The sequence below is a fragment of the Mesorhizobium sp. ES1-4 genome, from assembly GCF_020164745.1.
Lineage (GTDB): Bacteria > Pseudomonadota > Alphaproteobacteria > Rhizobiales > Rhizobiaceae > Mesorhizobium.
The window spans coordinates 215,659-241,569 of the sequence record NZ_JAIUGV010000002.1; the positions used below are offsets into that span (position 1 = coordinate 215,659).

The 25,911-nt window shown below is 64.4% G+C and carries 23 protein-coding genes; 13 read left to right on the top strand and 10 right to left on the bottom strand.

Annotated features, from left to right (window positions below):
• Positions 1-80: 80 nt before the first annotated feature.
• The 4 genes from denD to LB556_RS04700 all read right to left on the bottom strand — a co-directional run bounded on the left by denD (position 81) and on the right by LB556_RS04700 (position 3,049).
• Positions 81-1,058, bottom strand: coding sequence for a D-erythronate dehydrogenase (gene denD / locus LB556_RS04685; protein WP_224564572.1), 978 nt, complete (start codon positions 1,056-1,058; stop codon positions 81-83).
• Positions 1,059-1,071: 13 nt separating this feature from the next.
• Positions 1,072-1,284, bottom strand: a complete 213-nt coding sequence (locus LB556_RS04690; protein ID WP_224564575.1) for a hypothetical protein — start codon at positions 1,282-1,284, stop codon at positions 1,072-1,074.
• A gap of 89 nt (positions 1,285-1,373) precedes the next feature.
• On the bottom strand, positions 1,374-2,348 hold the full coding sequence (locus tag LB556_RS04695) for a cation diffusion facilitator family transporter (RefSeq protein WP_224564578.1): 975 nt from the start codon (positions 2,346-2,348) through the stop codon (positions 1,374-1,376).
• A gap of 14 nt (positions 2,349-2,362) precedes the next feature.
• Entirely contained in the window at positions 2,363-3,049 is a 687-nt protein-coding gene (locus LB556_RS04700; RefSeq protein WP_224564581.1) for a GNAT family N-acetyltransferase, read from the bottom strand.
• Positions 3,050-3,132: 83 nt separating this feature from the next.
• On the opposite strand from LB556_RS04700, the gene LB556_RS04705 reads away from it, so the two are divergent.
• Together LB556_RS04705 and LB556_RS04710 are read left to right on the top strand one after the other, a co-directional pair.
• Positions 3,133-4,317: a pyridoxal phosphate-dependent aminotransferase gene (locus tag LB556_RS04705; RefSeq protein ID WP_224564583.1), complete on the top strand. Its 1,185-nt coding sequence runs from the start codon at positions 3,133-3,135 to the stop codon at positions 4,315-4,317.
• 153 nt (positions 4,318-4,470) lie between these two features.
• Positions 4,471-4,845 (top strand): YciI family protein, encoded by a 375-nt coding sequence (locus LB556_RS04710; RefSeq protein ID WP_224564586.1) that lies wholly within the window; start codon positions 4,471-4,473, stop codon positions 4,843-4,845.
• A gap of 18 nt (positions 4,846-4,863) precedes the next feature.
• Here LB556_RS04710 and LB556_RS04715 read toward each other — a convergent pair whose 3' ends face one another.
• The 3 genes from LB556_RS04715 to LB556_RS04725 form a co-directional block, all read right to left on the bottom strand.
• Complete coding sequence (locus tag LB556_RS04715) at positions 4,864-5,619, bottom strand: SDR family oxidoreductase (protein ID WP_224564587.1); 756 nt, start codon at positions 5,617-5,619, stop codon at positions 4,864-4,866.
• A 265-nt stretch (positions 5,620-5,884) separates the two neighbouring features.
• Positions 5,885-6,622 carry a tellurite resistance TerB family protein gene (locus LB556_RS04720; RefSeq protein ID WP_224564590.1) on the bottom strand — a complete coding sequence of 246 codons (738 nt, stop codon included), beginning with the start codon at positions 6,620-6,622 and terminating at the stop codon, positions 5,885-5,887.
• A 116-nt stretch (positions 6,623-6,738) separates the two neighbouring features.
• Positions 6,739-7,671: a rhodanese-related sulfurtransferase gene (locus LB556_RS04725; RefSeq protein WP_224564592.1), complete on the bottom strand. Its 933-nt coding sequence runs from the start codon at positions 7,669-7,671 to the stop codon at positions 6,739-6,741.
• Between the two features lie 203 nt (positions 7,672-7,874).
• On the opposite strand from LB556_RS04725, the gene LB556_RS04730 reads away from it, so the two are divergent.
• The gene (locus LB556_RS04730) at positions 7,875-8,513 is read left to right on the top strand and encodes a 2-dehydro-3-deoxy-phosphogluconate aldolase (RefSeq protein ID WP_224564594.1); all 639 of its coding nucleotides are present in this window, start codon (positions 7,875-7,877) and stop codon (positions 8,511-8,513) included.
• 63 nt (positions 8,514-8,576) lie between these two features.
• Here the strand turns inward: LB556_RS04730 and LB556_RS04735 are convergent, their stop codons facing one another.
• From LB556_RS04735 to LB556_RS04745, 3 genes are all read right to left on the bottom strand, one after another.
• On the bottom strand, positions 8,577-8,771 hold the full coding sequence (locus tag LB556_RS04735) for a hypothetical protein (RefSeq protein WP_224564596.1): 195 nt from the start codon (positions 8,769-8,771) through the stop codon (positions 8,577-8,579).
• A gap of 181 nt (positions 8,772-8,952) precedes the next feature.
• Positions 8,953-10,770 (bottom strand): DUF882 domain-containing protein, encoded by a 1,818-nt coding sequence (locus LB556_RS04740; protein WP_224564598.1) that lies wholly within the window; start codon positions 10,768-10,770, stop codon positions 8,953-8,955.
• 400 nt (positions 10,771-11,170) lie between these two features.
• Positions 11,171-12,712, bottom strand: coding sequence for a sigma-54-dependent transcriptional regulator (locus tag LB556_RS04745; protein ID WP_224564601.1), 1,542 nt, complete (start codon positions 12,710-12,712; stop codon positions 11,171-11,173).
• A 191-nt stretch (positions 12,713-12,903) separates the two neighbouring features.
• On the opposite strand from LB556_RS04745, the gene LB556_RS04750 reads away from it, so the two are divergent.
• From LB556_RS04750 to LB556_RS04795, 10 genes are all read left to right on the top strand, one after another.
• On the top strand, positions 12,904-14,742 hold the full coding sequence (locus tag LB556_RS04750; protein ID WP_224564604.1) for a M3 family oligoendopeptidase: 1,839 nt from the start codon (positions 12,904-12,906) through the stop codon (positions 14,740-14,742).
• 359 nt (positions 14,743-15,101) lie between these two features.
• Complete coding sequence (locus tag LB556_RS04755; RefSeq protein ID WP_224564607.1) at positions 15,102-15,887, top strand: proton-conducting membrane transporter; 786 nt, start codon at positions 15,102-15,104, stop codon at positions 15,885-15,887.
• A 153-nt stretch (positions 15,888-16,040) separates the two neighbouring features.
• Positions 16,041-17,195 carry an aminodeoxychorismate synthase component I gene (locus tag LB556_RS04760; protein ID WP_411908568.1) on the top strand — a complete coding sequence of 385 codons (1,155 nt, stop codon included), beginning with the start codon at positions 16,041-16,043 and terminating at the stop codon, positions 17,193-17,195.
• On the top strand, positions 17,144-17,806 hold the full coding sequence (locus LB556_RS04765; RefSeq protein WP_224564613.1) for an aminotransferase class IV family protein: 663 nt from the start codon (positions 17,144-17,146) through the stop codon (positions 17,804-17,806). Before LB556_RS04760 ends, LB556_RS04765 begins: the two co-directional genes overlap by 52 nt.
• A 30-nt stretch (positions 17,807-17,836) precedes the next feature.
• Complete coding sequence (locus LB556_RS04770) at positions 17,837-18,769, top strand: heme-dependent oxidative N-demethylase family protein (RefSeq protein ID WP_224564616.1); 933 nt, start codon at positions 17,837-17,839, stop codon at positions 18,767-18,769.
• Positions 18,770-18,921: 152 nt separating this feature from the next.
• Positions 18,922-20,367 (top strand): homospermidine synthase, encoded by a 1,446-nt coding sequence (locus LB556_RS04775; protein WP_224564619.1) that lies wholly within the window; start codon positions 18,922-18,924, stop codon positions 20,365-20,367.
• Between the two features lie 187 nt (positions 20,368-20,554).
• On the top strand, positions 20,555-20,932 hold the full coding sequence (locus LB556_RS04780) for a hypothetical protein (RefSeq protein ID WP_224564622.1): 378 nt from the start codon (positions 20,555-20,557) through the stop codon (positions 20,930-20,932).
• A gap of 327 nt (positions 20,933-21,259) precedes the next feature.
• A complete protein-coding gene (locus LB556_RS04785) occupies positions 21,260-23,404 on the top strand; it encodes a bifunctional metallophosphatase/5'-nucleotidase (RefSeq protein WP_224564624.1) in 2,145 nt (714 codons plus the stop codon).
• Between the two features lie 146 nt (positions 23,405-23,550).
• Positions 23,551-24,615: a ferrochelatase gene (gene hemH, locus LB556_RS04790; RefSeq protein WP_224564627.1), complete on the top strand. Its 1,065-nt coding sequence runs from the start codon at positions 23,551-23,553 to the stop codon at positions 24,613-24,615.
• 54 nt (positions 24,616-24,669) lie between these two features.
• A complete protein-coding gene (locus LB556_RS04795) occupies positions 24,670-25,881 on the top strand; it encodes an NAD(P)/FAD-dependent oxidoreductase (protein ID WP_224564629.1) in 1,212 nt (403 codons plus the stop codon).
• Positions 25,882-25,911 lie beyond the last annotated feature (30 nt).

The following is a 25,911-nucleotide window of genomic DNA, read 5'->3' on the forward strand; positions in this document are numbered from 1 at the left end:
GTTTTCGGGCGACATCATTCAGGTCGACTCGACCTGAAATCATCCGGCTCCAGGCCAGACTTGTCCTAGCTTCACAGCCCCTAACCGGGAATCTTGCCGCCCAATTCATCCTCGATATGCGCGCGGATGATCTCGTCAAAACTCTTTTCGGCGCTGAAGCCGAGCTCCCTTGACCGTCGTGCCTCGAACCGGGTCGGCCAGCCCTTGACGATCGCCCAGATCGTCTCGTCGGGCACCTCGCGGATCAGCTTCACCGCCTTGGTGCCGGCAATGCGTTCCAGCGCCTCGATCTGCTCGCCGACGGTGACGGCGACGCCGGGCATCGTCAGGTTGCGGCGCGGCCCGACGGCGGTGCCGTCGATCTCGGCCGCATGGACCAGGAAGTTCACCGCCGAGCGCGGGCTGGCATGGGTATGCACGACCGAGCGCGGCACCGGCAGGATCGCCTCCTGCCCGCTCAGAGGTTCGCGGATGATGCCGGAGAAGAACCCGGACGCCGCCTTGTTCGGTTTGCCCGGCCGCACGCAGATCGTCGGCAGCCGGATGCCGATGCCGTCGAAGAAACCGCGCCTGGTATAGTCGGCCAGCAGTGCCTCGCTCATCTGCTTTTGCGTGCCGTAGGAGGTCAGCGGCGTCGGATGGAAGTCATCGGGTATGACATCCGGGAACGGCGCGCCGAACACCGCGATCGAGGAGGTGAACACGACGCGCGGCGCGAACCCCGCCAGGCGGATGGCATCGAACAGCGCGCGGGTGCCGTCGAGGTTGACGCGGTAGCCGAGGTCGAAATTCGCTTCCGCCTCACCCGATACGATTCCGGCGAGGTGGAAGATGACATCGGGGTGCGACGCAACCAGGCTTTCGGCGGCGCCTGCATCGGCAAGGTCACCCGTGTGCAGCGCGACGCTGACGCCGTTCATGGCCGGGGCCTGCGGCGGCACGATGTCGTGCAGGTCGAGCGCGGTGATCTGCTTGCCGCGCAGCGTGCCGTCGCCGGCCAGCCGGGCGATGAGCTTGCGGCCGACCATGCCCGCGGCGCCAGTGATCAGAATGCGCATGTCCGATATCCCCTTACTTGTCCTGATTTTTGCGCTGGGTGCGTGCCCGCAGCCAGAACACCAGGAAGAACGCCAGCACGAAGGCGGTGCCGAAGATACCCGCCAGAACGGTCGAAAAACTGCCGAGCGCCAACATCACGGTCGGCAGGTAGAAAGCGGTGATGCCGAACAGAAGCATGATCGAGATCGCGGCAATGGCCGCATTGCGCGTGTCGCGGTCCATCATGCCGCACCGGAGCGGCGGTCGTTCATCGGGCTGACGTTCAAAGCTGGAGAACTCCTGAGGCGGGTCCCATCGATGGTCATCGATCGGGCCTAGTGATAGTGGCCGTGATGCGGGGCCGCATCGTGCTCATGCTCATGATCGTGGTCGTGGTCGCCGCCACCGTCAGCGCACTGGCCGAATTCCGGTTCGACGGTGGCATGGCTGATGCCGTGCGCGCTGGCAAGCCGCTTCTTGATGGCGCTGACGGCCTGATGCGCATCGACACCCTCGTCAAGGCACGCATGCAGCGTCGCCATGCTGCTCGTCCCGTCGAGCGACCAGATATGCATATGGTGCACTTCGCGTACGCCCTTGACCCTTGCCTGGATATCCCCGGCGATCAGGTCGCGATCAAGGCTTGGCGGCACGCCTTCGAGCAGGACGTGGGCCGCCGCGCGCATCAGCGACCAGGCCGTCGACAGGATCAGCAGCGACACGAGGACCGACAGGATCGGGTCGATCGGCGTCCAGCCAGTCGCCAAAATGACCAGTGCCGCCACGATCGCCGCGGCCGAGCCGAGCAGATCGCCAAGCACATGCAGGATGGCGCCGCGCATGTTGAGGTTGTCCCGGTCGCCGCCATGCAGCACCAGGAAGGAGCCTATATTGACCAGCAGGCCGAGAATCGCCACCACCAGCATCGGCCCACCCAGCACCGGCGCCGGCGTCTGCAGACGCCCCCAGGCCTCGTAGACGATCCACAGCGCGATCACGAAGATGGCGATGCCGTTGGTGTAGGCAACCAAGGTCTTCACCCTGCCGAAGCCATAGGTGTGACGACCGGTCGCCGGTCGGCCTGCAAGGTGGAAGGCATACCAGGCAAGGCCGAGCGCGATGGCGTCGGCCAGCATGTGGCCGGCATCCGCCAACAGCGCCAGCGACCCGGTGAAAATGCCGCCAAGCGTCTCCGCCACCATGAAGCCGGCCGTCAGGCAGGCCGCGATCAGGACGCGCTTCTTGTCGGTCGAGCCATGCACATGGCCGGCGCCGTGGTCATGCCCGCTGTGATCGTGGGTATGCGCCAAATGGCAAACTCCCGTTAGGCGCCGAATTCCGCGCGAAAATCCTCGAGCCGCCGCTTCTGCTGGCCGTCACCATCGAAATTGGCCGGATCGAGCCAGGCTTCATAAGCCTTGCGCAGAGCCGGCCATTCCTTGTCGATGATCGAATACCACGCTGTGTCGCGGTTTTCACCCTTGACGATGAGATGCTGGCGGAAAATGCCCTCGAACTTGAAGCCGAACCGTTCCGCCGCGCGCTTCGACGGCTCGTTGCGGTTGTTGCACTTCCATTCGTAGCGGCGATAGCCGAGTTCGTCGAAGATGTATTTCATGAACAGGAACTGGGCTTCCGTCGCCGCCGGCTTGCGCGCGATCAGCGGTCCCCAATAGATGTTGCCGATCTCGATGACGCCGTGGGCCGGGTCGATGCGCATCAGCGTCTGGCGTCCCGCGACCTTGCCGCTGGCCTTGTCGATGACGGCGAAGAACAGTGGATCCTCACTGGACTCGACCTTGTCCAGCCATGGCTGGAAGGCGGCGCGGGTTTCCGGCGGATAATCGGGCAGCCAGGCGAAGCGGCCATCGACGTCGGATACCGAGGATGCCTCGTAAAGGCCGTCGCCGTGCCTTGCGGCGCTCAGCGGCTCGAGCCTGACGGTGCGGCCATCCAGCACCTTGCGCTCCGGACGCGGACGCGGCTGCCAATCTTTCAGGTTTTCCGACACCAGAAACTCCAATCTGTTTGACTTTTGCCTGATCAGGCTCACAAAAACGCAACCCAACAGCAAGAACCACACGGACGGGAAAAATGCTCCACACGATTTCGGCCTTCGACCGTCTCGGCGAGGAAAACGCCTTCGCCGTGCTGGCGCGAGCAACGGCACTTGCCCAACAAGGCCGCGACATCGTCAACCTCGGCATCGGCCAGCCCGACTTCAAGACGCCGCAGCACATTGTCGAGGCCGCGATCAAGGCCTTGCGCGACGGCCATCACGGCTACACGCCGGCCAACGGCCTTCTGGCGACGCGCGAGGCGGTGGTGCGGCGCACGCTGACCACCACCGGCGTCGAGGTCTCGCCAGAGGCGGTGATGATCCTGCCCGGCGGCAAGCCGACCATGTTCGCCGCCATCCTGATGTTCGGCGAACCCGGCGCCGAGATCCTCTATCCGGACCCCGGTTTTCCCATCTACCGTTCGATGATCGAGTTCACGGGTGCGGCACCCATTCCCGTGCCGATGCGCGAGGAGAACGGCTTCGCCTTCTCGGCCGAAGAGACGCTGGCGCTGATCACGCCGAAGACCAGGCTCCTGATCCTCAATTCGCCGGCCAACCCGACCGGTGGCGTCACGCCCCGGACCGAGGTCGAAAAACTGGTCAAGGGGCTTGAGAAGCACCCCGATGTCGCCATCCTCTCCGACGAGATTTACGACGTCATGACCTATGACGGCGAGACGCATTGCTCACTGCTCGGCTTTCCCGAGATTCGCGACCGGCTGATCGTGCTCAACGGCTGGTCGAAGACCTGGGCAATGACCGGCTGGCGCATGGGCTGGTCGATCTGGCCAACCGGCGACAAGGGCGCCCATCTCTACGACAAGGTGCGCAAGCTGGCGGTCAATTGCTGGTCCTGCGTCAACGCGCCGAGCCAGTTCGCCGGCATCGCCGCCATCGACGGCCCGCAGGACGACGTCGACAAGATGATGCGCGCCTTCGACAACCGCCGGAAGATCGTCGTCGAAGGGCTGAACGCCTTGCCCAACATCTCCTGCATCACGCCCAGGGGCGCGTTCTATGCCTTCCCGAACGTATCGAAGACCGGCTGGCAGGCAAAGAAGCTCGCCTCGGCCCTGCTCGACGAGGCCGGCGTGGCGCTGATCGGCGGCCCCGATTTCGGCATTCTCGGCGAAGGCTATGTCAGGCTCTCCTACGCCAACTCCGAGGAGAACATCTTGCGCGCGCTGGACAGGATCGGAGCGTTCCTGGCGAAGTAACGCTCAAGCCCGGCCGATCTCATCTCTCGGACAGTATGCGGCGGCCGCGGGCACGCTGTCATGAGCCGTCCGGAGGCGCTTGGGCAAGACTGGGCGGGCATGCCGAAAACGGCTACGACTTCCCCCGATCGGAACCGAATGAGGGAACCTCGGATGTTCTACGCAATCCTTGCCTATCACGTCGAAGCAGTGATCAACGCGCTGACGCCGCAAGAAGATGCGGCGCTGATGGCCGAGTTGTTGAAGATAAACACCAGGCTTCGTGAGGAAGGCACGCTTGGACCATCCGCGCGTCTGGGGGCGACACAGGATGCGTGCACCCTGCGCGGCCCAGGCGACGGCGTGGTCCTCGACGGGCCTTTCGCGGAGACCAAGGAACAGTTGCTCGGCCTCTATGTCGTCGATTGCGCCACGAGAGACGACGCGATCGCGATCGCCCGTGACCTTCGCCGCGCCAATGCCACCGCCGTTTACGAGATCAGGCCCATTCTGCTCTTCAAGCCCGGGGTGCCGCTGGCGGGCAACTGAACCCGCGGCAACCGCCGCTCACCCACGCCCAACGAATGGCATCTTGGTCGCCATCACCGTCATGAACAGCACGTTGGCGTCGAGCGGCAGGCTGGCCATGTGCACGACCGCATCGGCGACGCGCTGGACGTCCATCACCGCTTCGGCGGCGATCGAGCCATTGGCCTGCGGCACGCCGACGGTCATCGGCTGCGCCATGTCGGTCAGCGCATTGCCGATGTCGATCTGGCCGCAGGCGATGTCATAGGGACGGCCGTCGAGAGCCAGCGTCTTGGTCAGCCCGGTGATGGCGTGCTTGGTCGCCGTATAGGGCACCGAACCCGGGCGCGGTGCATAAGCCGACACCGAGCCGTTGTTGATGATGCGGCCGCCCATCGGCTTCTGCTTGCGCATGGCGCCGAAGGCCGCACGCGCGCACAGGAAAGATCCCGTGAGATTGACCCCGACGATATCGTTCCACACCTCGACCGGGATCTCGTCGATCGGCGTCGACTTGTAGCCCATGCCGGCATTGTTGAAGAGCAGGTCGATGCGCCCGAACGCCTCCGCGACGGTCTCGAACAGATCGTCGACTTCGCCGGCCTTGCTGATGTCGCAGGCAACCGCCAAAGCCTTGGCCTCGGTCGGGCCGACCTCCGCTATGGCGCTATCCAGCACGGACTTGCGCCGCCCGCAGAACACCGTATTCCAGCCGGCCTCGAGCAACGCCGTGGCGACGCTCTTGCCGATCCCGGTGCCGGCGCCGGTGACGATGGCGGTTTTTTGTTCGGTCATGGCTGATGTCCTCCGGCAGCGCCGCGCGTGCCCGACTGATTTTCAGGATTTGGCCCGGGAGAAGGCATCGCAAATGATGACAGCGATGGCAAGCGGCAGCACGATCCCGCAGGACCCGGCGGGCCCGACAAAAAGGGCGGTCATTGGCGACCGCCCTGATCTGAACCGGGCTTGGGAGGAGGAAAGCCGATCCGACTGTTTAGAATCATGCGCTTCCTGAGTTAACGAAAGGTTAACGCCTCCGGGCCTCTTGTGCCGATCCGGGCTACCAGCGCGGATTGGGTGACGTACCCTTGGCGGCGGGCACTTTCGCCGCCGAAACCGTCGCCTCGACATGGTCGACCAGCGCATCCGGCAGGCCAAGCCGGCCGGCAAGCAGATCGAGATACCCGCGCTCGGCGCGCGTTTCGGGGTCGATGGTGAGACGTGACGCCGTGTAGAGCTCAAGCTTCTGCGCGTCGGTCCTGGCGCCGGCCACCAGCGTGTCGACGTCGAGTGGACGCTCCAGCTCCGCCATCAGGAATTTTTCCGCATTGGCGCCGATCCCCGCAAGGCTGAGCTTGCCGGCGATCTTCTGGCGTTCCTCATCGTCGACATGGCCGTCGGCCTTGGCCGCCGAGATCATCGCCCGCACCAGGGTCAACGTGAACTCATCCTCGCCTTGCGGCGCCTGCGACGGGTGGAAGGCGGTGTCCTTGGGTGGCGGCAGCAATTCCGGCTCGCCGGCTGCGGGCGCCTGTTCCGGTGCGCTGCCGGCCTTGTAATTCTGATAGGCCTTGTAGGCGAGGCCGCCGATGGCGGCCAACCCGCCGAGCCTTACCGCGGCGCCGGTCACCTGCCGCCCGGCGCCGGTCCCAAGCAGCACGGCGGCCAGCGCGCCGGCGGCCAGCGGATTGTCCTTGGCCATCTGCACCGCTTGCCCGGCCTTGTCGCGGACGGTGCCGCTGGTACCGGGAACCTGCGAGCCGAGCAGATCGTCGAGAAGCTTCTTGGGATCGAACATCAATGCCTCCAGGATTCGCCCGGCCGAACGGGCAGGTTTCGAACGCCGAAGACGTAGGTCCCGAAGCCTGACATTGCAATGACAGGCGGCCGCTTTGCCGGGCCGCGGCGCCTCGATCAGGATCCGATGTGCGGCCCTCTGCCCCGGGCTTGCGCGAGCTCGACCTGCCGCTGGCGCTCCGCGTATCGCTTGCGATCTTCGTTCGAGCGGGCGTCGAAGCAGTGCGGGCACGAAATCCCGGCGGCGTATTTCGGCGACGTCAGGTCGCTCTCCGCCAGTGGATGGCGGCATGCGCGGCAGAGTTCCGCGTCCCCCTCGGCAAGGCCGTGCGACACCGAGACCCGCTCATCGAAGACGAAGCACTCGCCTTGCCAGAGGCTGTTCTCCGCCGGAACCACCTCGAGGTATTTGAGGATGCCGCCCTTGAGGTGGAACACGTCCTCGAAGCCGAGCGACTTCACATAGGCGGTCGCTTTCTCGCAGCGAATGCCGCCGGTGCAGAACATCGCCACCTTGCGGCCTTCGAGATCCGCCCGGTGCGCTTCCACCCAGGCCGGGAATTCGCGAAAGCTTGCCGTCGCCGGATCGACGGCGCCCTTGAAGGTGCCGATCGAGACTTCATAGGCGTTGCGCGTGTCGATGACGATCGTGCCGGGTTGCGAGATCAGCGCATTCCAGTCGTCCGGCTCGACATAAGTGCCAGCACTCGTCGCCGGGTCGATGGTCTCGACGCCCATGGTGACGATCTCACGCTTCAGCCGCACCTTCATGCGGTGGAACGGCATCGCCGTGGCACTGCTGTACTTGACCTCGAGACCCGACAGGCCGTCGATCGCTTCAATGTGCTCGATCAGCGCGGCGATCGCTTCCTCGCCCCCGGCGACGGTGCCGTTGATGCCCTCATGCGCCAGCAGCAGCGTGCCCTTGATGCCGCGCCCGCAGCAGAAGGCCGCGAGCGGCGCGCGCAACGCCGCGAAAGCGTCGAGCCGGGCAAAACGGTAAAGCGCGGCGACGCGGACTGGCTGGGAGGGCGCGGACAATGTTGTCATCGCCAGAGCAACTAGACGCTCGCGGAAGCCGATTCAAGGCGAAAGGGGTTTCGCCCGGCCTGTCATGGCCTTGTCGGGAAAGAACCCTTAAGCTCGGCGGCGACGCGTGACATCGCGCCGCGACCGCTTCCGTGGACAGGCCAATACCCGTCTGCTAATCGGTTGAAATTCCCTTCAATGCGGCCCTCGACAAGGTGAGACCGATGCCCAGCAAGACCGAGAAACTCCTGTCGCTTCTCAATGGCCAGCCGGTCATTCCTGTGTTGAAGATCGCCAACGTCGCCGATGCGGTGCCGCTGGCCCGTGCTCTGGCGCGCGGCGGCTTGCCGGCGATCGAGATCACGCTCAGGACCGCGGATGCGCTCGAAGCGATCCGCCGCGTGGCCGGCGAGGTCGAGGGGGCCATTGTCGGCGCCGGCACCATTCTGGACAGCAGGCAGTTCGACGAGGCAGCCGCTGCGGGTTCTCGCTTCATCGTCAGCCCCGGCATCACCCGCGAGATTCTGGCCGCCGCCGCCGACAGCGAGGTGCCACTGCTGCCCGGCGCCATCACGCCCGGCGAGATCATGGCCGCGCGCGAAGCCGGCCTGCGCTTCCTGAAATTCTTCCCGGCCGAACAGTCCGGCGGCATCGCGTCGCTCAAGGCCTTTGCCTCGCCGCTCGCGGACGTCAAGTTCTGCCCGACCGGCGGCATCACCGGCCGGAACGCGGCCGACTACCTCAGCCTGTCCAATGTCATCTGCGTCGGCGGCTCGTGGGTCGCGCCCGACGACATGGTCAAGGCCGGCAAGTGGGACGAGATCGAAACTCTCGCACGCGCTGCCAGCAAACTCGCGAAATAACGCCCTTCGGAGGGCATGAAAAGACCCGGCCGACTGGCGTCGACCGGGCCTCTTTGAGAGCGATCACCTACAGACCTTGACCGTCTCCGTCACCTTGTGGTGGTGCCGCCAATGCGTCACCACCTTGGTGCGGCAGTGCTTCTTCATCATGTGCATATGATCGTGGGTCTTGACGACAACGGTCGCTGCCTGCGTGGGAGCAACGGCCGCCGCGGCGGTTGCAAGTGCAATGACCGATGCCAGTAGAATGTTTTTCATGGATATCCCCGGGTTTGAACGCACGCACACCAACCCTCAAATGAGGGAACCGTTCCGGCTTCACGAGAAGTTCAGCCGGGCGTGATCCTGCTGCGTCGAGACACCACTTGCAGCGCACCTTGGACAGCAGAAAACCGCGCGGGTCGCCCGGCGCGGCTTTCACGGTACTCGGGCTTGTTTGCTACTTCGTCTGGAAGCGGGCGACCGACAGGAACTTGACGGCATTGCCGGTGAAACGGTTGGCCTCGGCCATCTGGTTGCTGGGCTGGAAGCCTGCCGTATAGACCTCGCTCGGCGGCGAATGCACAATATTGTAGGCATAACCCGGCGCGGTCGTCGCGCTCGAAACGGTGGCGACGTTCTCGCCGCTGGTCAGCGCCCAGCGGGCGGCCTGCGGTGCCGCGGCAACCACGACGGCCCTCGGGCCGGGCTTCTGGTCGTGGGCGGTGGCCCTGGCTTCCTTGCGGGTGGTCTTCACACCGGCGCCGATCGCGGCGGCGGGATCTGTCCCGGCAGGGCGGGCGGCAACGGCCTGGCGCGGTGACGCCGCATCGATACCAGACGGATCGTTGAAGGCCGAACGCGGTTCTTCGGACAGCGACGCCAGCTGGTATTCGTCGGCGGTGCCGACCTGGGCACTTGCCTCGTCGAGCACGGCCTTGATCGCGTCTGGCTTGGCTGTGTCGGGCCGCGCAGTCGGCAGCACGGAGAACGCGTCCGTCGCGGTCTTGCCGTGGTCAGCCGTATCGGCAAGCGCCATCAGCACATCCTTGCTGGGTGGCGGTGCGAGATCGGCCGGCAGCGAGCGCTCGGGGCGCCATGTCGGCAGGGGGATGTTGTTGACGGCAACCTGCGCCGGATCGGCAGCGGCGGCTTCCGCGATGGCAGCCGGATCGGCGGCCTTGCCGAAAGGCATGTTCGCCGGCGCCTGCGCGGTCGCCACTGGCTGATCGTTGGTGGCCGTCGCATCCGCCATGGCGAAGGGGACATTCTCAGGTTGCTGTTCGCCGACATCGGCCTTCGGCCGCGGCGCGAAATCGGGCAGTGGGATTTCCTTGGCCGGCAGTGCCGCGATGATCGTCTCCGGCGTGTTCTTCTCCGGTTCCGGAGCTTGCTCGTCGGCAAGCTGCGGAATGTCGGCGCGCTGGGCGTTCTCGGGGGCCACGATGGCGATACCAGGCAGGTTGCTGCTCTTGGCGGTCGCGGCCGGCTTCAGACTTCCAGCCCTGGGCGCTGGTGCGGCAGAAGCGGTCTCAACGTCGGCGCTGTCGTCGGCCTCGTCGGCGCCACCGCCGCCGAACAAGGCGGAGAGGAACCCGCCGGATTTCTTGCCGCTGCCACCAGCGCTGGCCATTTCGATATTCGGTGTGCCGGAACCCTTGCGCGATTGGTAGGAGGCCAGCGCCTGTTCATAGCCGGGCAACGGCCGGCCGTCGCTCGGCACATGCAGCGTCTTGCCATTGGGGAAAAGGCTGACCAGCTCCTGGCGGCTGATGCCGGGCCAGTGGCGCACATTGCCGACATCCATGTGGACGAACGGCGAACCGGAAGTCGGGTAATAGCCGACGCCGCCGCCCTGCATCTTGAGGCCGATATTGCGCAACTTCTTCAGCGGCACGCCGGGAATATAGAAATCCATCGCCTTGCCGAGCATATGCTGGCTCTTCTCGGCGACACCGCGGCTGCGGCTGCGCAGCATCGAATTGGTCGACGGCGAACGGTAGCCGCAGACGACCTGGATATAGTCGGTGGCGCCGCTTTCCCGATACGCCTCCCAGACAAGGTCCAGCAGACGCGGGTCCATCTTGGTCGGCTCGTTGCGGCGCCAGTCGCGCAGGATGATGTTGATCTTCCTCAGGCCCTCGGGAACATAGCGGCCATTGCGCTTGTAGACGATCTCCGCCTTCTCGTGCGTGTGGAGATGATAGAGCTTCAGCGAACGAACTTCGGCCTTGGCGCCCGTGGCGGCCGCGGCGACAACACCAAATGCGACGATCACCGCCGCCAACCATCTCGGCCAGACGCTTAAATGATAATGCCGCCCGTTTGTGAGTCGTTCGATTCTGTTCAAATCAAAAGGCCTTGCAGGCTGCCGTTTGTCCCCGGATTTGCCCAAACGGACGTGTCTTTATCACATCCGAATATCGATCCTAATGGTTAATCATCGCTTATTGAAGCCGAAATGCGGTAAGACCATGGCGATATCCCGTCAAAAATTGTCCGCAAGGTTTCTTGGTAAACCGCTGGTTTAGATCAGAATTCCGGCTTTGGCCGAACACGATCTGTTACCGCCGGCCGCAATGCGTGAACAAGGCCCCGTCGGACGCCGATTCCGACCGCTATGATCCGGGAGAGTCAGGCCACACGATAACGAGGGAAGCTGGTCCCGGCCTTACGGTTCAGCAAGCAAGTCTCTCGACGCGGCCGGTTTCAGGGTCGATGCCGTATTCCTTGAGCTTGCGGTAAAGCGTCGAGCGACCGATGCCGAGCCGGCGGGCGACCTCGCTCATCTGGCCGTTATAGTGATCGATGGCGAGCTTGATCATCTCAAGTTCGACGTCGGCCAAGGCACGGATATTGCCGCGCTCGTCGAGCGCCCGCAGCGTGCCGAAGCGGGGCTGCGCCTCGTCGAGCTGCTCGCGCGCGGCCGCCGGAGCGGTCTCGTCGGGCACGACATCCTCGTCGCGCGGCGCCAGTGGCGGCGCGGCGCCGCCTGCTTCGAACCTGTCATCGGTTTCGAGATTGACGGTGCCTTCCACCTGCGCCCGGATCTGCGGGAAATCTTTGGCGGTCAACACATCGCCTTCGCACAGCACCGAGGCACGGAAGACGGCGTTTTCGAGCTGCCGGATGTTCCCAGGCCAGTCATAAGCCTGCAGCACCGCGAGCGCCGCCGCCGAAATGCCCTTCAGCCGATGGCGCGGGTCGGCCGGCGCCACCTTCTCCATGAAATGCGTGACCAGATGGGGAATGTCGTCGCGGCGGTCGCGTAGCGGCGGTACGAAGATCGGGTAGACATTCAGCCGGTAGAACAGATCCTCGCGGAACTTGCCGTCCTTGACCCGCTGCAGAAGGTTGCGGTGCGTCGCCGAAATCAGCCTTATGTCGACCTTGACGGTCGAGCGGCCGCCGACCGGATCGACCTCGCCCTCCTGGACGGCGCGCAGCAGCTTGACCTGCACGTCGAGCGGCAGGTCGCCGATCTCGTCCAGGAACAGCGTGCCAGAATGCGCCTCGACAAATTTGCCGGTGTGCTTGTCGGTGGCGCCGGTGAAGGAGCCTTTCTCGTGGCCGAACAGGATGGATTCCACCAGATTATCGGGGATGGCGCCGCAATTGACGGTGACGAACGGTTTCGAGCGGCGGTCGCCGCTGCCTTGGATGGCACGCGCAACCAGTTCCTTGCCGACGCCGGATTCGCCCTCGATCAGGATCGGGATGTGGGAGGCAGCCGCTTTCTGGCCGAGGCGTATCACCCTGTCCATGGCCGGGCTTTGGGTGATCATGTCCCTGAAGGTCAGCAGCCCGCCGCGTTTGCGTGACGTGCGCTTGACCTCGCCCTCAACCGCCTCGACCTTGAGCGCATTGGAGATCGCGGCCTGCAGCCTGTCGGGCGAAGCCGGCTTGACGACGAAATCGAAGGCGCCGTGGCGCATCGCCGAAACCACGGTTTCGATGCCGCCTTGGGCGGTCTGCACGATGACCGGCACGCTGATGTCACGCTCGCGCATCGCCTTCAGAACGCCGATGCCGTCGAGACCGGGCATGACCAGGTCGAGGATCACCACCGAGACGTCGCGGGCGCCGGGCCCGTCGAGAATTTCGAGGCCGGCAGCACCGCCATCGGCGACGATCGCGGTGTGGCCGAACCGCGTCACCGCCGCCTCGAGCAGCCGGCGCTGCACGGGATCGTCATCGACTATGAGTATGGAACCTGTCATGACTGTCTTGGTCTGCCCGCGCCCGAAATCCCCATGGATCATCTTGGCACAGGGTTCTAAATAAGGTTTCAAAAAACCCGGTGAACGAATTCCTTAGGATTTGACCGGCTTCTCCATTCCCGTCGATTCTGGTTCCCTGATTCCGGCCCCTTGATTCAAGGCCGGCCACTTGGCTCAAAAAAGGTATGTCGATGCGCATGATGTTTGATCGGCGGATTGCGGCGCCAGCATCCGGTCAGGGTGCGGCCGGGCTTGGCGATCTGCCGGAATGGAATCTCACCGACCTTTATGCCGGCATGGACGCGCCGGAATTGAAGCGCGACATTGCCAAGGCCGCCGCCGACGCCATCGCCTTCGAAGCCCGCTGGAAAGGCACGCTCGCCACCGAGGCTGGGCGCCGCGGCGCCGGCAGGATGGGCGAGGCGCTGGCCGCCTATGAGGCGCTCGAGGAACTGATCGGCCGCATCGTCTCCTATGCCGGCCTCGTCTATGCCGGCAACACCGCCGACCCGCAGCGCGCCAAGCTTTATGGCGACATCCAGGAGAAGATGACCGACGCCAGCGCGCATCTCCTGTTCTTCGCGCTCGAACTGAACCTTATCGACGACGACGCAATCGAAGGCGCGCTGGCCAGCGACCCCACCTTCGGGCATTACCGCCCATGGGTGCTCGATCTGCGCATGGACAAGCCTTATCAGCTCGAGGACCGCGTCGAGCAGCTTTTCCACGAGAAGTCGATCACGGGGCGCGGCGCCTGGAACCGCCTGTTCGACGAGACGATGACCGATCTTCGCTTCGATATCGACGGCGAGGACCTGACGCTGGAGCCGGCGCTCAACCGCCTGCAGGATGCCGACGGCGAGGTCCGCCGGCGCGCCTCGGAGGCCCTGGCGACGACCTTCCGCAAGAACCTGCGCACCTTTACGCTGATCACCAACACGCTTGCCAAGGACAAGGAAATTTCCGACCGCTGGCGCGGCTTCGAGGACATCGCCGATTCACGCCATCTCGCCAACCGCGTCGAGCGCGGCGTGGTCGATGCGCTCGCCACCGCAGTGCGCGAGGCCTATCCGCGCCTGTCGCACCGCTACTACGTCATGAAGGCGCGCTGGCTCGGCATGGAGGTGATGAACCACTGGGACCGCAACGCGCCATTACCGGAGACGCCGCAGGCGGTAATCGGCTGGGACGAGGCCAGGAACACGGTGCTGTCGGCCTATCAGCGCTTCTCGCCCGAGATGGCCGAGATCGCGCGCACCTTCTTCGACCGCAACTGGATCGACGCGCCGGTGCGTCCGGGCAAGTCACCAGGCGCCTTTGCCCACCCGACCGTGCCATCGGCTCACCCCTATGTGCTGCTCAACTACATGGGCAAACCGCGCGACGTGATGACGCTGGCGCATGAACTCGGGCACGGCGTGCATCAGGTGCTGGCCGCTGGCCAGGGCGCGTTGATGGCCTCGACACCGCTGACGCTGGCCGAAACGGCATCCGTTTTCGGCGAGATGCTGACCTTCCGCTCGCTGCTCGAGCGGACCACCGACCGGCGCGAACGCAAGGCCATGCTCGCCCAGAAGGTCGAGGACATGATCAACACGGTGGTGCGCCAGGTCGCCTTCTACGAGTTCGAGCGCAAAGTGCATGCCGAGCGCCGCAACGGCGAGTTGACATCCGACAGGCTCGGCGAATTCTGGCTGGAGGTTCAGGCCGAAAGCCTGGGGCCGGCGATCAAGTTGCGCGAGGGCTACGAGGTGTTCTGGACCTACATCCCTCATTTCATCCACTCCCCCTTCTACGTCTATGCCTATGCGTTCGGCGACTGTCTGGTGAACTCGCTCTACGCGGTTTACCAGAATGCCGAGCGCGGCTTTCAGGACAAGTACTTCGAGATGCTGCGTGCCGGCGGCACCAAGCATCATTCGCAGTTGCTGGCGCCTTTCGGCCTCGACGCCACCGACCCCGCCTTCTGGCAAATCGGGCTCGGCGTGATCGGCGGCCTGATCGACGAACTGGAAACGCTGGACGGTTGAGACGCCTCTCGCCCGGCAAGAACAGTTTAGCCGGAACGCATGTCCTGGCCCGGCTATTACTATCCTAAATATTTGTTCTTGAAGAACTCTCCGGGACGTTTTCCCATAGCTTTCCGCAAGCTCTATGATAGCCTTCGCTCCAAGCTCAGCCGGAGCCCATGCGGATCGGCGAGGGGAAGTCCCGGCCGACCGTGACGCTCAGGCGAACGCGACAACGGCCGTTGGCCATGGGCATGCAAAGCCGATCGCCGACTGCTCGAACCGAAGCCGGCTGTTCCGCGAACCCGCGGAACCATCATCGGGTAATCCTGCGCCGAAGGTCATGACCCAGGGCGGACCGATCTGACTGGAGAGACACAATGGGCACTTTTTTCTACGTGGTCCTGGCGTTCCTGGTAGGCGTGTTGGTTGGCTGGTTCCTCTGGGGGCGTCTGCGCGGTGAACTCGACAGCCTGCGCGGCGACCTCGACCGCACCCGCGGCGAGCGCGACAGGCTGCGTGCCGACGGCGACCGCCTGACCGGCGAACTCGATGCATGCGGCAAGACGCGCGCCGACCTCCAGCGCCAGCTGCGCGAGGCGCAGGCTTCCTCGGGGACCGGCGCGGCTAAGGCCGCCAGTCAGACGCCGGCTGCCGTGATGTCGACGCCGGCTGCCGCCAAATCCGCTCCGGCATCGGCCAAGGCTGCGCCCGCCAAACCATCCGCAAAGGCCGCTCCTGCGAGCGCGACCACCGCAAAGTCGGCTGCGCCCAAGCCAGCGGCGGCCAAACCCGCCGCGAACAAACCCGCGGCCGCCGCCGCTTCGGCGGCCAAGAGTTCGGCCGCGCCCAAACCGGCAACCGCCAAGAAGGCGGCAGTCAAGCCAGCTTCGGGCAAGCCAGCGTCGGCCAAGCCCGACAATCTGCGCCGGCTGATCGGCATTGGTCCGGCCAACGAGAAGCTTCTCAAGGGGCAAGGTGTGACCAGCTTCGCCCAGATCGCCGCCTGGACATCAGCCGACATCGAGCGGATCGAACACGCCCTGCAATTCGGCGGCCGGGTCGAACGCGAGCGCTGGGTCGAACAGGCCAGGCTGCTGGCCGCCGGCAACGAGGCCGAATACGCCAGGCAGTTTCCGACGGCGGGAGGCTCCAGCAACACCTGAGCTGCCGAGGAATCACAACCGGCGGCGCCATGCGCCGCCGGTTTGTTTTGCCGGCAAGGGTCGAACCCCCTGGGTCGGCTTTGAGGGACAGTGTGCCGTTCCCTCGATTGCGCGCCGCCGGCCCCCCATGTAGAGCCATTGTCGGCCTCATCGATCCCGGTTCCCATGTCCCTGCCCGCCGCAATTTTCCGCAATGACGAAAGCGCGCGCCAGCTCGTTTTCGAGCGGCCCGCTGACGTTATCGTCGCGCACGACGCCAAGGACTTCCAGGCTGCGTTACAAGCGGCGCAGGCCGCGCACGACGCCGGAAAATGGCTGGCAGGCTATTTCTCCTACGAGGCCGGTTACCTGCTCGAGCCGAAACTCGTTCCCCTGCTGCCGGGCGGGCGCCGGGCGCCACTGGTATGCCTCGGGGTCTTCGATGCTCCCGAGGAACAAGCGGTGCCGCCGCGAAGCACGCCGACCAACGGCCCGATCTTCGACGCAAGGGCGACGTGGTCGTTCGAGGATTACGAGAAACGGTTCTCCCGGCTGCACCGACATATCAGGCAAGGCGATTGCTATCAGGGCAACTTGACCTTTCCGGTGCAGGCGCAATGGTCTGGCGATCCGCTCGCCGCCTTCGACGCGCTGACCGAACGCCAGCCGGTTAAATACGGCGCGCTGGTCGCGCTCGGCGACCCGGTCGTTCTGTCGCGCTCGCCCGAACTGTTCTTCGAGATCGATGCCGCGGGCATGATCGAGACGCATCCGATGAAGGGTACCGCACCGCGCGGCGCTACCAGGGATGAGGACGAGCGGCAGAAGAATTTCCTGCGCAACGACGAGAAGAACCAGGCCGAGAACCGGATGATCGTCGACCTCCTGCGCAACGACATATCGCTGATCAGCAAGGTCGGCACGCTTGAAGTGCCGGAACTGTTCCGCATCGAAACCTACCCGACCGTGCACCAGATGGTGAGCGACGTCAGGGCCAAGCTGCTGCCCGGCCTCGGCATACGCCAAATCTTCGCGGCGCTGTTTCCGTGCGGCTCGATCACCGGCGCGCCAAAAATCCGCGCCATGGAGATCCTGCACGATCTGGAGGGCACGCCCCGCGACGTCTATTGCGGCGCCATCGGCTGGATCGCACCTGGCGGCACGATGCGCTTTTCGGTGGCGATCCGTACCATCTCGCTCTTTGCCAGCGGCGAGGCCGTCTACAATGTCGGCGGCGGCATCGTCTTCGATTCGGTCGCCGAACAGGAGTATCAGGAGTGTCTGCTGAAAGCCCGCTTCGCGACGGGGACCCCGCCGATTTCGAGCTGATCGAGACCATGCGCTGGGAACCCGCCTCGGGCTTCCTGCGCCTCGATCGCCATCTTGCGCGCCTCCATGGCTCGGCGGTGGAACTGGGCTTCAGTTACGATCCCCAAAGGGTCGGCGAGGCGCTGAGCTGCGCGGTCGACCGATCCCCCATCGCCATGCGCACGCGGCTCGCTCTGTCGCGCAATGGCGAGGCCAATGCCTCGGCGCAGCCTTATGAACCGCTTGCCGCCGACAAGGTGTGGGCGCTGCGGCTGGCACGGACGCGGCTCGATTCAGGCAACATGCTGCTGCGCCACAAGACCAGCCGGCGGCAGCTCTACAGCCATGCCCGCTCCGAATATCTCATCACCCAGGCCGATGAGGTGCTGCTGGCCAATGAGCGCGGCGAGATCTGCGAAGGCACGATAACCAATGTCTTCGCCGATTTCGGCAACGGCATCCTGGCGACGCCCCGGCTCGATTGCGGCCTGCTGCCTGGCGTATTGCGCGCGGTGCTTCTGGATGAAGGCCGCGCCACTGAAGCAATCTACAGCTTGGATGACCTGAAATCCGCCAAGGCGCTGTTCGTCGGCAATTCGCTGCGCGGCCTGATCCCGGCGAGGCTGGCCTGACAGGCGGCTTGGAGAATGCGACAGTCGGAAATGAGTCTTCGCCAGCCCACCCATACGCCCTATGACGGCTCCTCGAAACTCTTCACCATCGGGCTGAAGCCGCTCGACCCCGCGGACTGGATCGAGATCGACGACCATCTGCCGGCATATCTCGCCGAGAAGCGCCGGCTCTATGGCGAAATCCCCGAGCGCGTCTTCGTCGAGGAGGACGGCACGCGCGCTGCCCAGCAAGAGATGCTCGACTTGCTCAGCGCCTACCTGCCGGAAAGATTTCCCGACACCCACCGGCGCAGCCATGCGGGCGTCGCGGTCGTGGGCGCGACGAACCGTCCCGCCATCTCTGCCAGTCTCGCCGGCGCTCCCCTGGTCGCGGCCTCGCTGCTGGTCCAGGAAGACCTGATCCTCATGCGCCGTGACGACAGCGGCTGGCGCCTGGCCGCGGGTTCGCTGTGCTTCCCCTCGTCCTGGGCGCTCACCGAAAAATTCGGCAAGCCGCTGCAGCAGATCCACGAGCCGGTGCCGGGCTTCGGCCCGGGCACCAGGCCGGCCGATCTCATCAACCGGATGTTCGATGGCCTGCAGGGCCAGGCGGTCGAGCGCTACAACTGGTCGATCCAATCAGGCGATGCGCTCTACCATCCACTGTCCAATGTCGAGCGCATCGACCGCGCCACCAGCCGGCCGACGCGTTTCCCCGACGGTGACGTGAAGGCGCATGCCTTCATCCGCGTCGAGCGTCAGACGCTACGCAAACTGCCCGCCTCGCGCGATATCCTGTTCACCATCCGCATCCACCTCGACCCGATCGCCGTGCTGGCGCGGCACCCGGACCGGTCGACGCTGGCGGCATCCTTCGCCGCCCAGCTCGACGCGCTCGATAGCGCCCAGCTCGACTACAAGGGCCTGACGTCGGATCGCGATCGGCTGGTCGCTGTCCTTAACCACATGGCCAAGGACGCGTAGTCGCGGGTTGGCGCTTTTCGCTGGTTTATGACAATGATCTGTGATGTAGCGCATGGCCGTTGGGCGAAAATGCCCGGCTTTTGCACGTAGTTGCCCAGCTTTTGCACGTAGTTGCCCAGCTTTTGCACGCAGTTGAAGGAGTGCTCGATAAAATGGCGAATGAAAACTGGCCCGTTTACGGTGAGATCACCGGCCCCGTGGTGATGATCGGCTTTGGCTCGATCGGACGCGGGACGCTGCCGCTCATCGAACGCCATTTCAAGTTCGACAAGTCGCGCATGACGGTCCTCGACCCGCGCGATACCGATCGCAAGCTGCTCGACGAGCGCGGCATCGCCTTCGTCCAGGAAGCGGTGACCGAGAAGAACTACAAGAAGCTTTTGACGCCGCTTCTGACCAATGGCGGCGGCCAGGGCTTCTGCGTCAACCTGTCGGTCGACACCGGCTCGGTGGACCTGATGCGGCTCTGCCGCAAGCTCGGCGTGCTTTACATCGACACCGTCGTCGAGCCGTGGCTTGGTTTCTACTTCGACGCCAAGGCCGACAATGCCAGCCGCACCAACTATGCGCTGCGCGAAGCGCTGATCAAGGAAAAGCACGACAAGCCAGGCGGCGCGACGGCGGTCTCCACCTGCGGTGCCAATCCCGGCATGGTGTCCTGGTTCGTCAAGCAGGCGCTGGTCAATCTCGCCACCGATCTCGGCATGGAGTTCTCCGAGCCTGCGCAGGAAGACCGCGAGGGCTGGGCCAAGCTGATGAAGAAGGCCGGCGTCAAGGGCATCCACATCGCCGAGCGCGATACCCAGCGCACCAAGAAGCCCAAGCCGATGGATGTGTTCTGGAACACCTGGTCGGTCGAAGGCTTCATCTCCGAGGGACTGCAGCCCGCGGAGCTCGGCTGGGGCACCCACGAAAAATGGATGCCCAAGAACGGCAAGAAGCACAAGCACGGCTCCAAGGCGGCGATCTATCTGGAGCAGCCCGGCGCCAACACGCGCGTGCGCTCCTGGTGCCCAACGCCGGGCGCGCAGTATGGCCTGCTGGTGACGCACAACGAGGCGATCTCGATCGCCGATTTCTTCACCGTGCGCTCCAGGAAGGGCAAGGTTCAATACCGCCCCACCTGCCACTACGCCTATCATCCCTGCAATGATGCCATGCTGTCGCTCGACGAGATGTTCGGTGCCGCCGGCAAGCCGCAGCCGGAGCACCACGTGCTCGACGAGAACGAGCTGGTCGACGGTGTCGACGAGCTCGGCGTCCTGCTCTACGGACACGACAAGAATGCCTACTGGTACGGTTCCCAGCTGTCGCTCGCCGAGGCGCGCAAGCTGGCCCCCTATCAGAACGCCACCGGCATGCAGGTCACCTCGGCGGTTCTGGCCGGCATGGTCTGGGCCCTGGAAAATCCGGCAGCCGGCATCGTCGAGGCCGACGAGATGGACTACAGGCGCTGCCTGGACGTGCAGTCGCCATATCTCGGACCAGTCAAGGGCTACTATACCGACTGGACGCCGCTCGACCGGCGACCGGGCCTCTTCCCGGAGGACCTCGACCGCAGCGATCCGTGGCAATTCCGCAACATCCTCGTCCGATAGCACCCCGCGCACCCTGCGCCATTGCCTTGCAATCGCCCGGAAATCGGGCGATTGAAAGGATGCGGCCTGGAGTGGCGATACGCGTCCCATTGGACGCTTGGAGTCTACCCCAGCACTTTGGACGTTCGCGTCGCGCTTCCCAGAAATCGGCTGATTTTTGGACCGACGCGTTTGGAGAGGATTTCATATGACTATTGCGCGCAAGTTTCTTTCGATGGGCATGGCGGGCGCGGTTGCCTCGATGCTCGCTGCCTGTGCCACCAGCGGCCCCGACATGCCGCCGATGGCAGCCGCGCCGAAAGGCGTCGAGGGCTCCTGGATCGACGCCAAGGGCACCGGCCTGTCGACCTTCAACGGCGGTAAGTTCACGACCGTCGCCACCGACACCGGCCAGAAGCTTGCCGATGGCAGCTACACGATGACCGGCGCGACGTCGGTGCAGATCAACGGCACCTCGCTGATCCGCCAGACCGGTGTCAGCTTCAACTGCCTGCTGGTATCCACCAGCCAGCTCAACTGCACCAGTTCATCCGGCCAGAATTTCGTGCTGACGCGGCGCGTCTGAACCAGCGACGTTCGCATTACAAAGAAACGGCGGCCGCTCGGTCGCCGTTTTTTTTCGCAAACACCCCGGGGTTTGCGTCAGCAAATACCTCTGGTTTTGAGTCAGCAAATACCTCTGGTTTTGCGTCAGCAAATACCTCTGGTTTTGCGCTAGCAAACAGCTCGGGTTTTGCGTCAGCAAATACCCCGGGTTTTGCGCCAGCAAACAGCTCGGCATTTCCGCTTGCGTCAGCCGCAATGCGATGGGAACATGATCAAAAACACCGCCTGTTATATCCCAGTCAAGCAAGCGCGTTAGACGCCTCTGATCAGCCATCGGGAGACGAAGATGAAGAAGCTTGCCGCCATTGCCGTCCTTTCCGCTTCGGCGCTTGGCCTGTCGTCCGGCGTATCCTTTGCCGACTACACACTGAATATCTTGCACATCAATGACTGGCACAGCCGCATCGAGGGCAACAACAAATATGAATCGACCTGCTCTGCCGAGGAGGAGACCAAGGGCGAATGCATCGGCGGCGCCGGCCGGCTGATCACGGCGATCGCCCAGGAACGCAAGAAATTGGAAGGCCAGAACGTGCTGCTGCTGAGCGCCGGCGACAATTTCCAAGGCTCACTGTTCTACACGACCTACAAGGGCAAGGTCGAAGGCGAGTTCCTCAATGACATGAAATTCGACGCCATGGCGCTCGGCAACCACGAATTCGACGACGGCGAAGCGGCACTGGCGCCGTTCCTCGACATGATCAAGTTCCCCGTGCTCGGCGCCAACGTCAAGGCCAACGCCCAGTCCAAACTCGGCGACCGCGTCAAGCCGTCGATCGTGGTCGAGGTCGGCGGCCAGAAGATCGGCATCATCGGCGCCGTCACCAACGACACGCCCGAACTCGCCTCCCCCGGCCCCAACATCACCATCGAGAACGACGTCAAGTCGATCACGGCGGAGGTGGAGAAGTTGAAGGCGCAGGGCGTCAACAAGATCATCGCCGTGACCCATATCGGCTATAACAGGGAACGCGACGTCATTGCCAAGATCCCTGGCATCGACGTCGTGGTCGGCGGCCACAGCCACACGCTTCTGTCCAACACCGATCCGAAGGCGGCTGGCCCCTACCCGACGATGGTCGACAATCCGGACGGCTACAAGGTGCCGGTGGTGCAGGCGGCGTCCTATTCGAAATATCTCGGCGAGTTCAAAGTGGTGTTCGACGACAATGGCGTCGTCAAATCGGCGAGCGGCGACCCGATCTATCTCGACAAATCGATCACGCCCGATCCCGCGGTGCTCGCCCGCATCAAGGAACTCGGCGCACCGATCGAGGCCCTGAAGAACAAGGAAGTGGCAGAGACCACCGACGTGATCGACGGCAGCCGCGAAAGTTGCCGCGCCAAGGAATGCGCGATGGGCAACCTCGTCTCCGATGCCATCCTCGATTGCGTCAAGGGACAGGGCGTCGAGATCGTCATCTCCAACGGCGGCGGCCTGCGCGCCTCGATCGACAAAGGCATCGTCACCATGGGCGAGGTGCTGACCGTGCTGCCGTTCCAGAACACGCTGGCGACCTTCCAGATTTCCGGCAAGGACCTCGTCGCCGGCCTCGAAAGCGGGCTCAGCCAGATCGAGGACGGCGCCGGCCGCTTCCCGCAGGTGGCGGGCATCAAATATTCCTTCGACAAGTCGGTCGCGCCCAATGCCGGCCGTGTCAAATCCGTGGAGGTGATGGAGAACGGCGCCTGGACGCCGATCAACCCGGACAAGGACTACCTGGTCGCCACCAACAATTACGTGCGCCAGGGCGGCGACGGCTACAAGGTCTTCGCCGAAAAGGCCAAGAACGCCTATGATTACGGCCCCGGTCTCGAAACGGTTGTCGCCGACTATCTCAGCGCCCACCGCCCCTACACGCCCAAGCTCGACGGCCGCATCACCGAAATCGCCGCGACGACAGCGGCAGCTCCCGCAACCGAACCAGCCAAACCGGCCGAAACGGCTCCCGCGACTCCGGCACCAGCCGATGCCGCCAACCCGGCGGAACCGGCAAAGTCCGCCGATGCTGCGCCTGCAATGCCGGACCTGCCCGCCAATTCAGGCGATATCGCCAACACGCCGCCGGCCATGTCGACAGAGGGAGCGCCTGCTCCGACCGCTCCTGCCCCGGCAAAGCCCGCCGAACCCGCGCCCGCGCCAGCCGAACCGGCAAAGCCAGCCGAGGCCGCTCCTGCCCCCGTTGCACCAGCTCCGGTCGAACCGGCAAAGCCCGCCGAACCCGCACCCGCGCCAGCCGAACCGGCAAAGCCAGCCGAGGCCGCACCGTCCGGGAGCAGCCATGTCATCATTGCCGGCGATACCTACTGGGATTTGGCGAAGAAGGCCTATGGCGACGCGACCAAATGGAAAGTCATCTATGAAGCCAACCAGGGTCAAAGACCCCACCGGCTTGTCCCCGGCGAGACGCTCACCATCCCGGCGAAGTAACGTCGCTGGCTTTCCCACGAAACACCCATCCCGGAAACCGGGGCGGGTGTTCTGTTTTCGGCCGGAGACGCTATAAGGTGCGGCCAGACGCGACATTGAAAACCGGCGCGCCGTCGCTAGGTTCACGCCGTGCCCGGAGATCCCTGATGTCGCTTTCCACCCCTGTCGTTACCGAGGCCGCGAAGGCGGCTGGCCCGCTGCCTGCCGGACATCCGCCGGTCAAGGCTGGCAAGATCGGCGTCGTGCTGGTCAATCTCGGCACGCCCGACGGTACCGACTTCAAGCCGATGTGGCGCTATCTCAGGGAATTCCTGTCCGATCCGCGCGTTATCGAACTCAACAAGGCGGTCTGGTATCCCATCCTTTATGGGCTGGTACTCACCACCCGGCCCAAGAAGTCCGGCGCCAACTATGCCAGGATCTGGAACCAGGAGAAGAACGAGTCGCCGCTGCGCACCTACACGCGCGCCCAGTCCGAAAAGCTGGCCGGGGCGCTGAGCGACCTGCCCAATGTCGTCGTCGCTTGGGCGATGCGCTACGGCAATCCGTCCACCGCCAGCGTCGCCGAAAGGCTGGCCGCGCAGGGCTGCGACCGCATCCTTTCGTTCCCGCTCTATCCGCAGTATTCGGCAACGACGACCGCCACCGCCAACGACCAGTTATTCCGGGCGCTTATGAAGATGCGAGCGGCCCCTGCCGTCCGCAGCGTGCCGCCCTATTATGATGAGCCTGTCTACATCGAGGCTCTTGCCAGCTCGATCGAACGGCACCTGGCGACGCTCGATTTCGAGCCAGAGATGGTCATTGCCTCCTATCACGGCATCCCAAAACCCTATTTTGAAAAGGGCGATCCATACCACTGCCATTGCCTGAAGACGACGCGGCTGCTGCGCGACCGGCTTGGCTGGGACCAGAACAAGCTCATCACCACTTTTCAGTCGCGCTTTGGGGCGCAGGAGTGGCTGCAGCCCTACACCGACAAGACGGTGGAGAAACTGGCCAGGGACGGCGTCAAATCGATCGCCATCGTCAATCCCGGCTTTTCCGTCGACTGCATCGAGACGCTGGACGAGATCGGCCGCGAGGCAGCCGAGACCTTCCATCATGCCGGTGGCGAAAACTTTGCCCATATCCCTTGCCTCAACGACAGCGCCGAAGGCATGGCGGTGATCGAGGCGATGGTGCGGCGCGAATTGTCAGGCTGGGCCTGACGCCGGAACCACCGCCACTTCCGGGGCGTTGAAGCGCACCCTCCGGAGAATTCGATGCCCCGCAAACTCGACCTCAGGACCGGCCAGCCAGTCTGGTCGGCCTATCGCGCGCCCGCCGTGCCGTCCGACAGGCTGACCCGGGATGTCAGGACCGACGTGCTGATCGTCGGCATGGGCATCAGCGGCGCCATGATGGCGGAGGCGCTGACAGCGGACGGCCACGCCGTGATCTGCATCGACCGGCGCGGACCGCTGAGAGGATCGACAGCGGCAACCACCGCGCTGGTGCAGTTCGAGATCGACCAGCCGCTTTCGGTTCTTTCGGGCATGATCGGCAAGGCCCCGGCACGGCAGGCCTGGCGCCGCTCGCGGCTGGCCATTTCCAACCTTGCCGCCTGCATCGCCGAACTCGGCATCAACTGCGGGATGGGCCGCACCCAGTCGCTCTATCTGACCGGTACCATGCTCGGCCCATCGGAGTTGCGCGAGGAGGCCGAGGCGCGACGCCAGGCTGGCATCGCCGCGACGTATCTAACCCCTCGGCCGCTCGCCGAGGGGTTCGGCATCGATCGCGGCGGCGCCATCCTCAGCCATGGCAACATCGTGCTCGATCCGCGCAAGCTGACGGCTGGGTTGTTTCTCAAGGCTCTGGAACGCAAGGCCCGTTTTCACGCTCCCGTCGAAGCGACAGGGATCGAGGACAGCGCCGGCGAGGTGGCCGTGGCGACCAAAGAGGGCCCGACCATCACGGCGCGACACGTGGTGCTGGCCACCGGTTACGAGCTGGTCGACATCGTGCCGGCGACCGCCCACCGGATCATCTCGACCTGGGCGATCGCGACCCGCCCGCAACCGCGAAAGCTCTGGCCGGGTGCGGCGTTGATCTGGGAAGCTTCCGATCCCTATCTCTACGTCAGGGCAACGGCCGACGGCAGGGTCATCTGCGGTGGCGAGGACGAGAATTTTGTCGACGAGACGCGGCGCGATGAACTGATCGGCGACAAGAGCGCACGCATCGCCGCAAAACTAAGCCTGATGTTTCCGCATCTCGACGTCAGGCCCGAATTTGCCTGGACCGGTTCCTTCGGCACCACGACGTCAGGCCTGCCCTGTATCGGCGCTATCCCCAGGCACCCACGCATCCATGCCGTAATGGGTTATGGCGGCAACGGCATCACCTTCTCACGCATCGCTTCCGAGATCGTGTCAGCTTCGATCAATGGAGTTGAAGACACGGATGCAAGCCTTTTTGCCTTCAACCACTGAGTGTGGTCCCACAAACAATCCCTCATCACC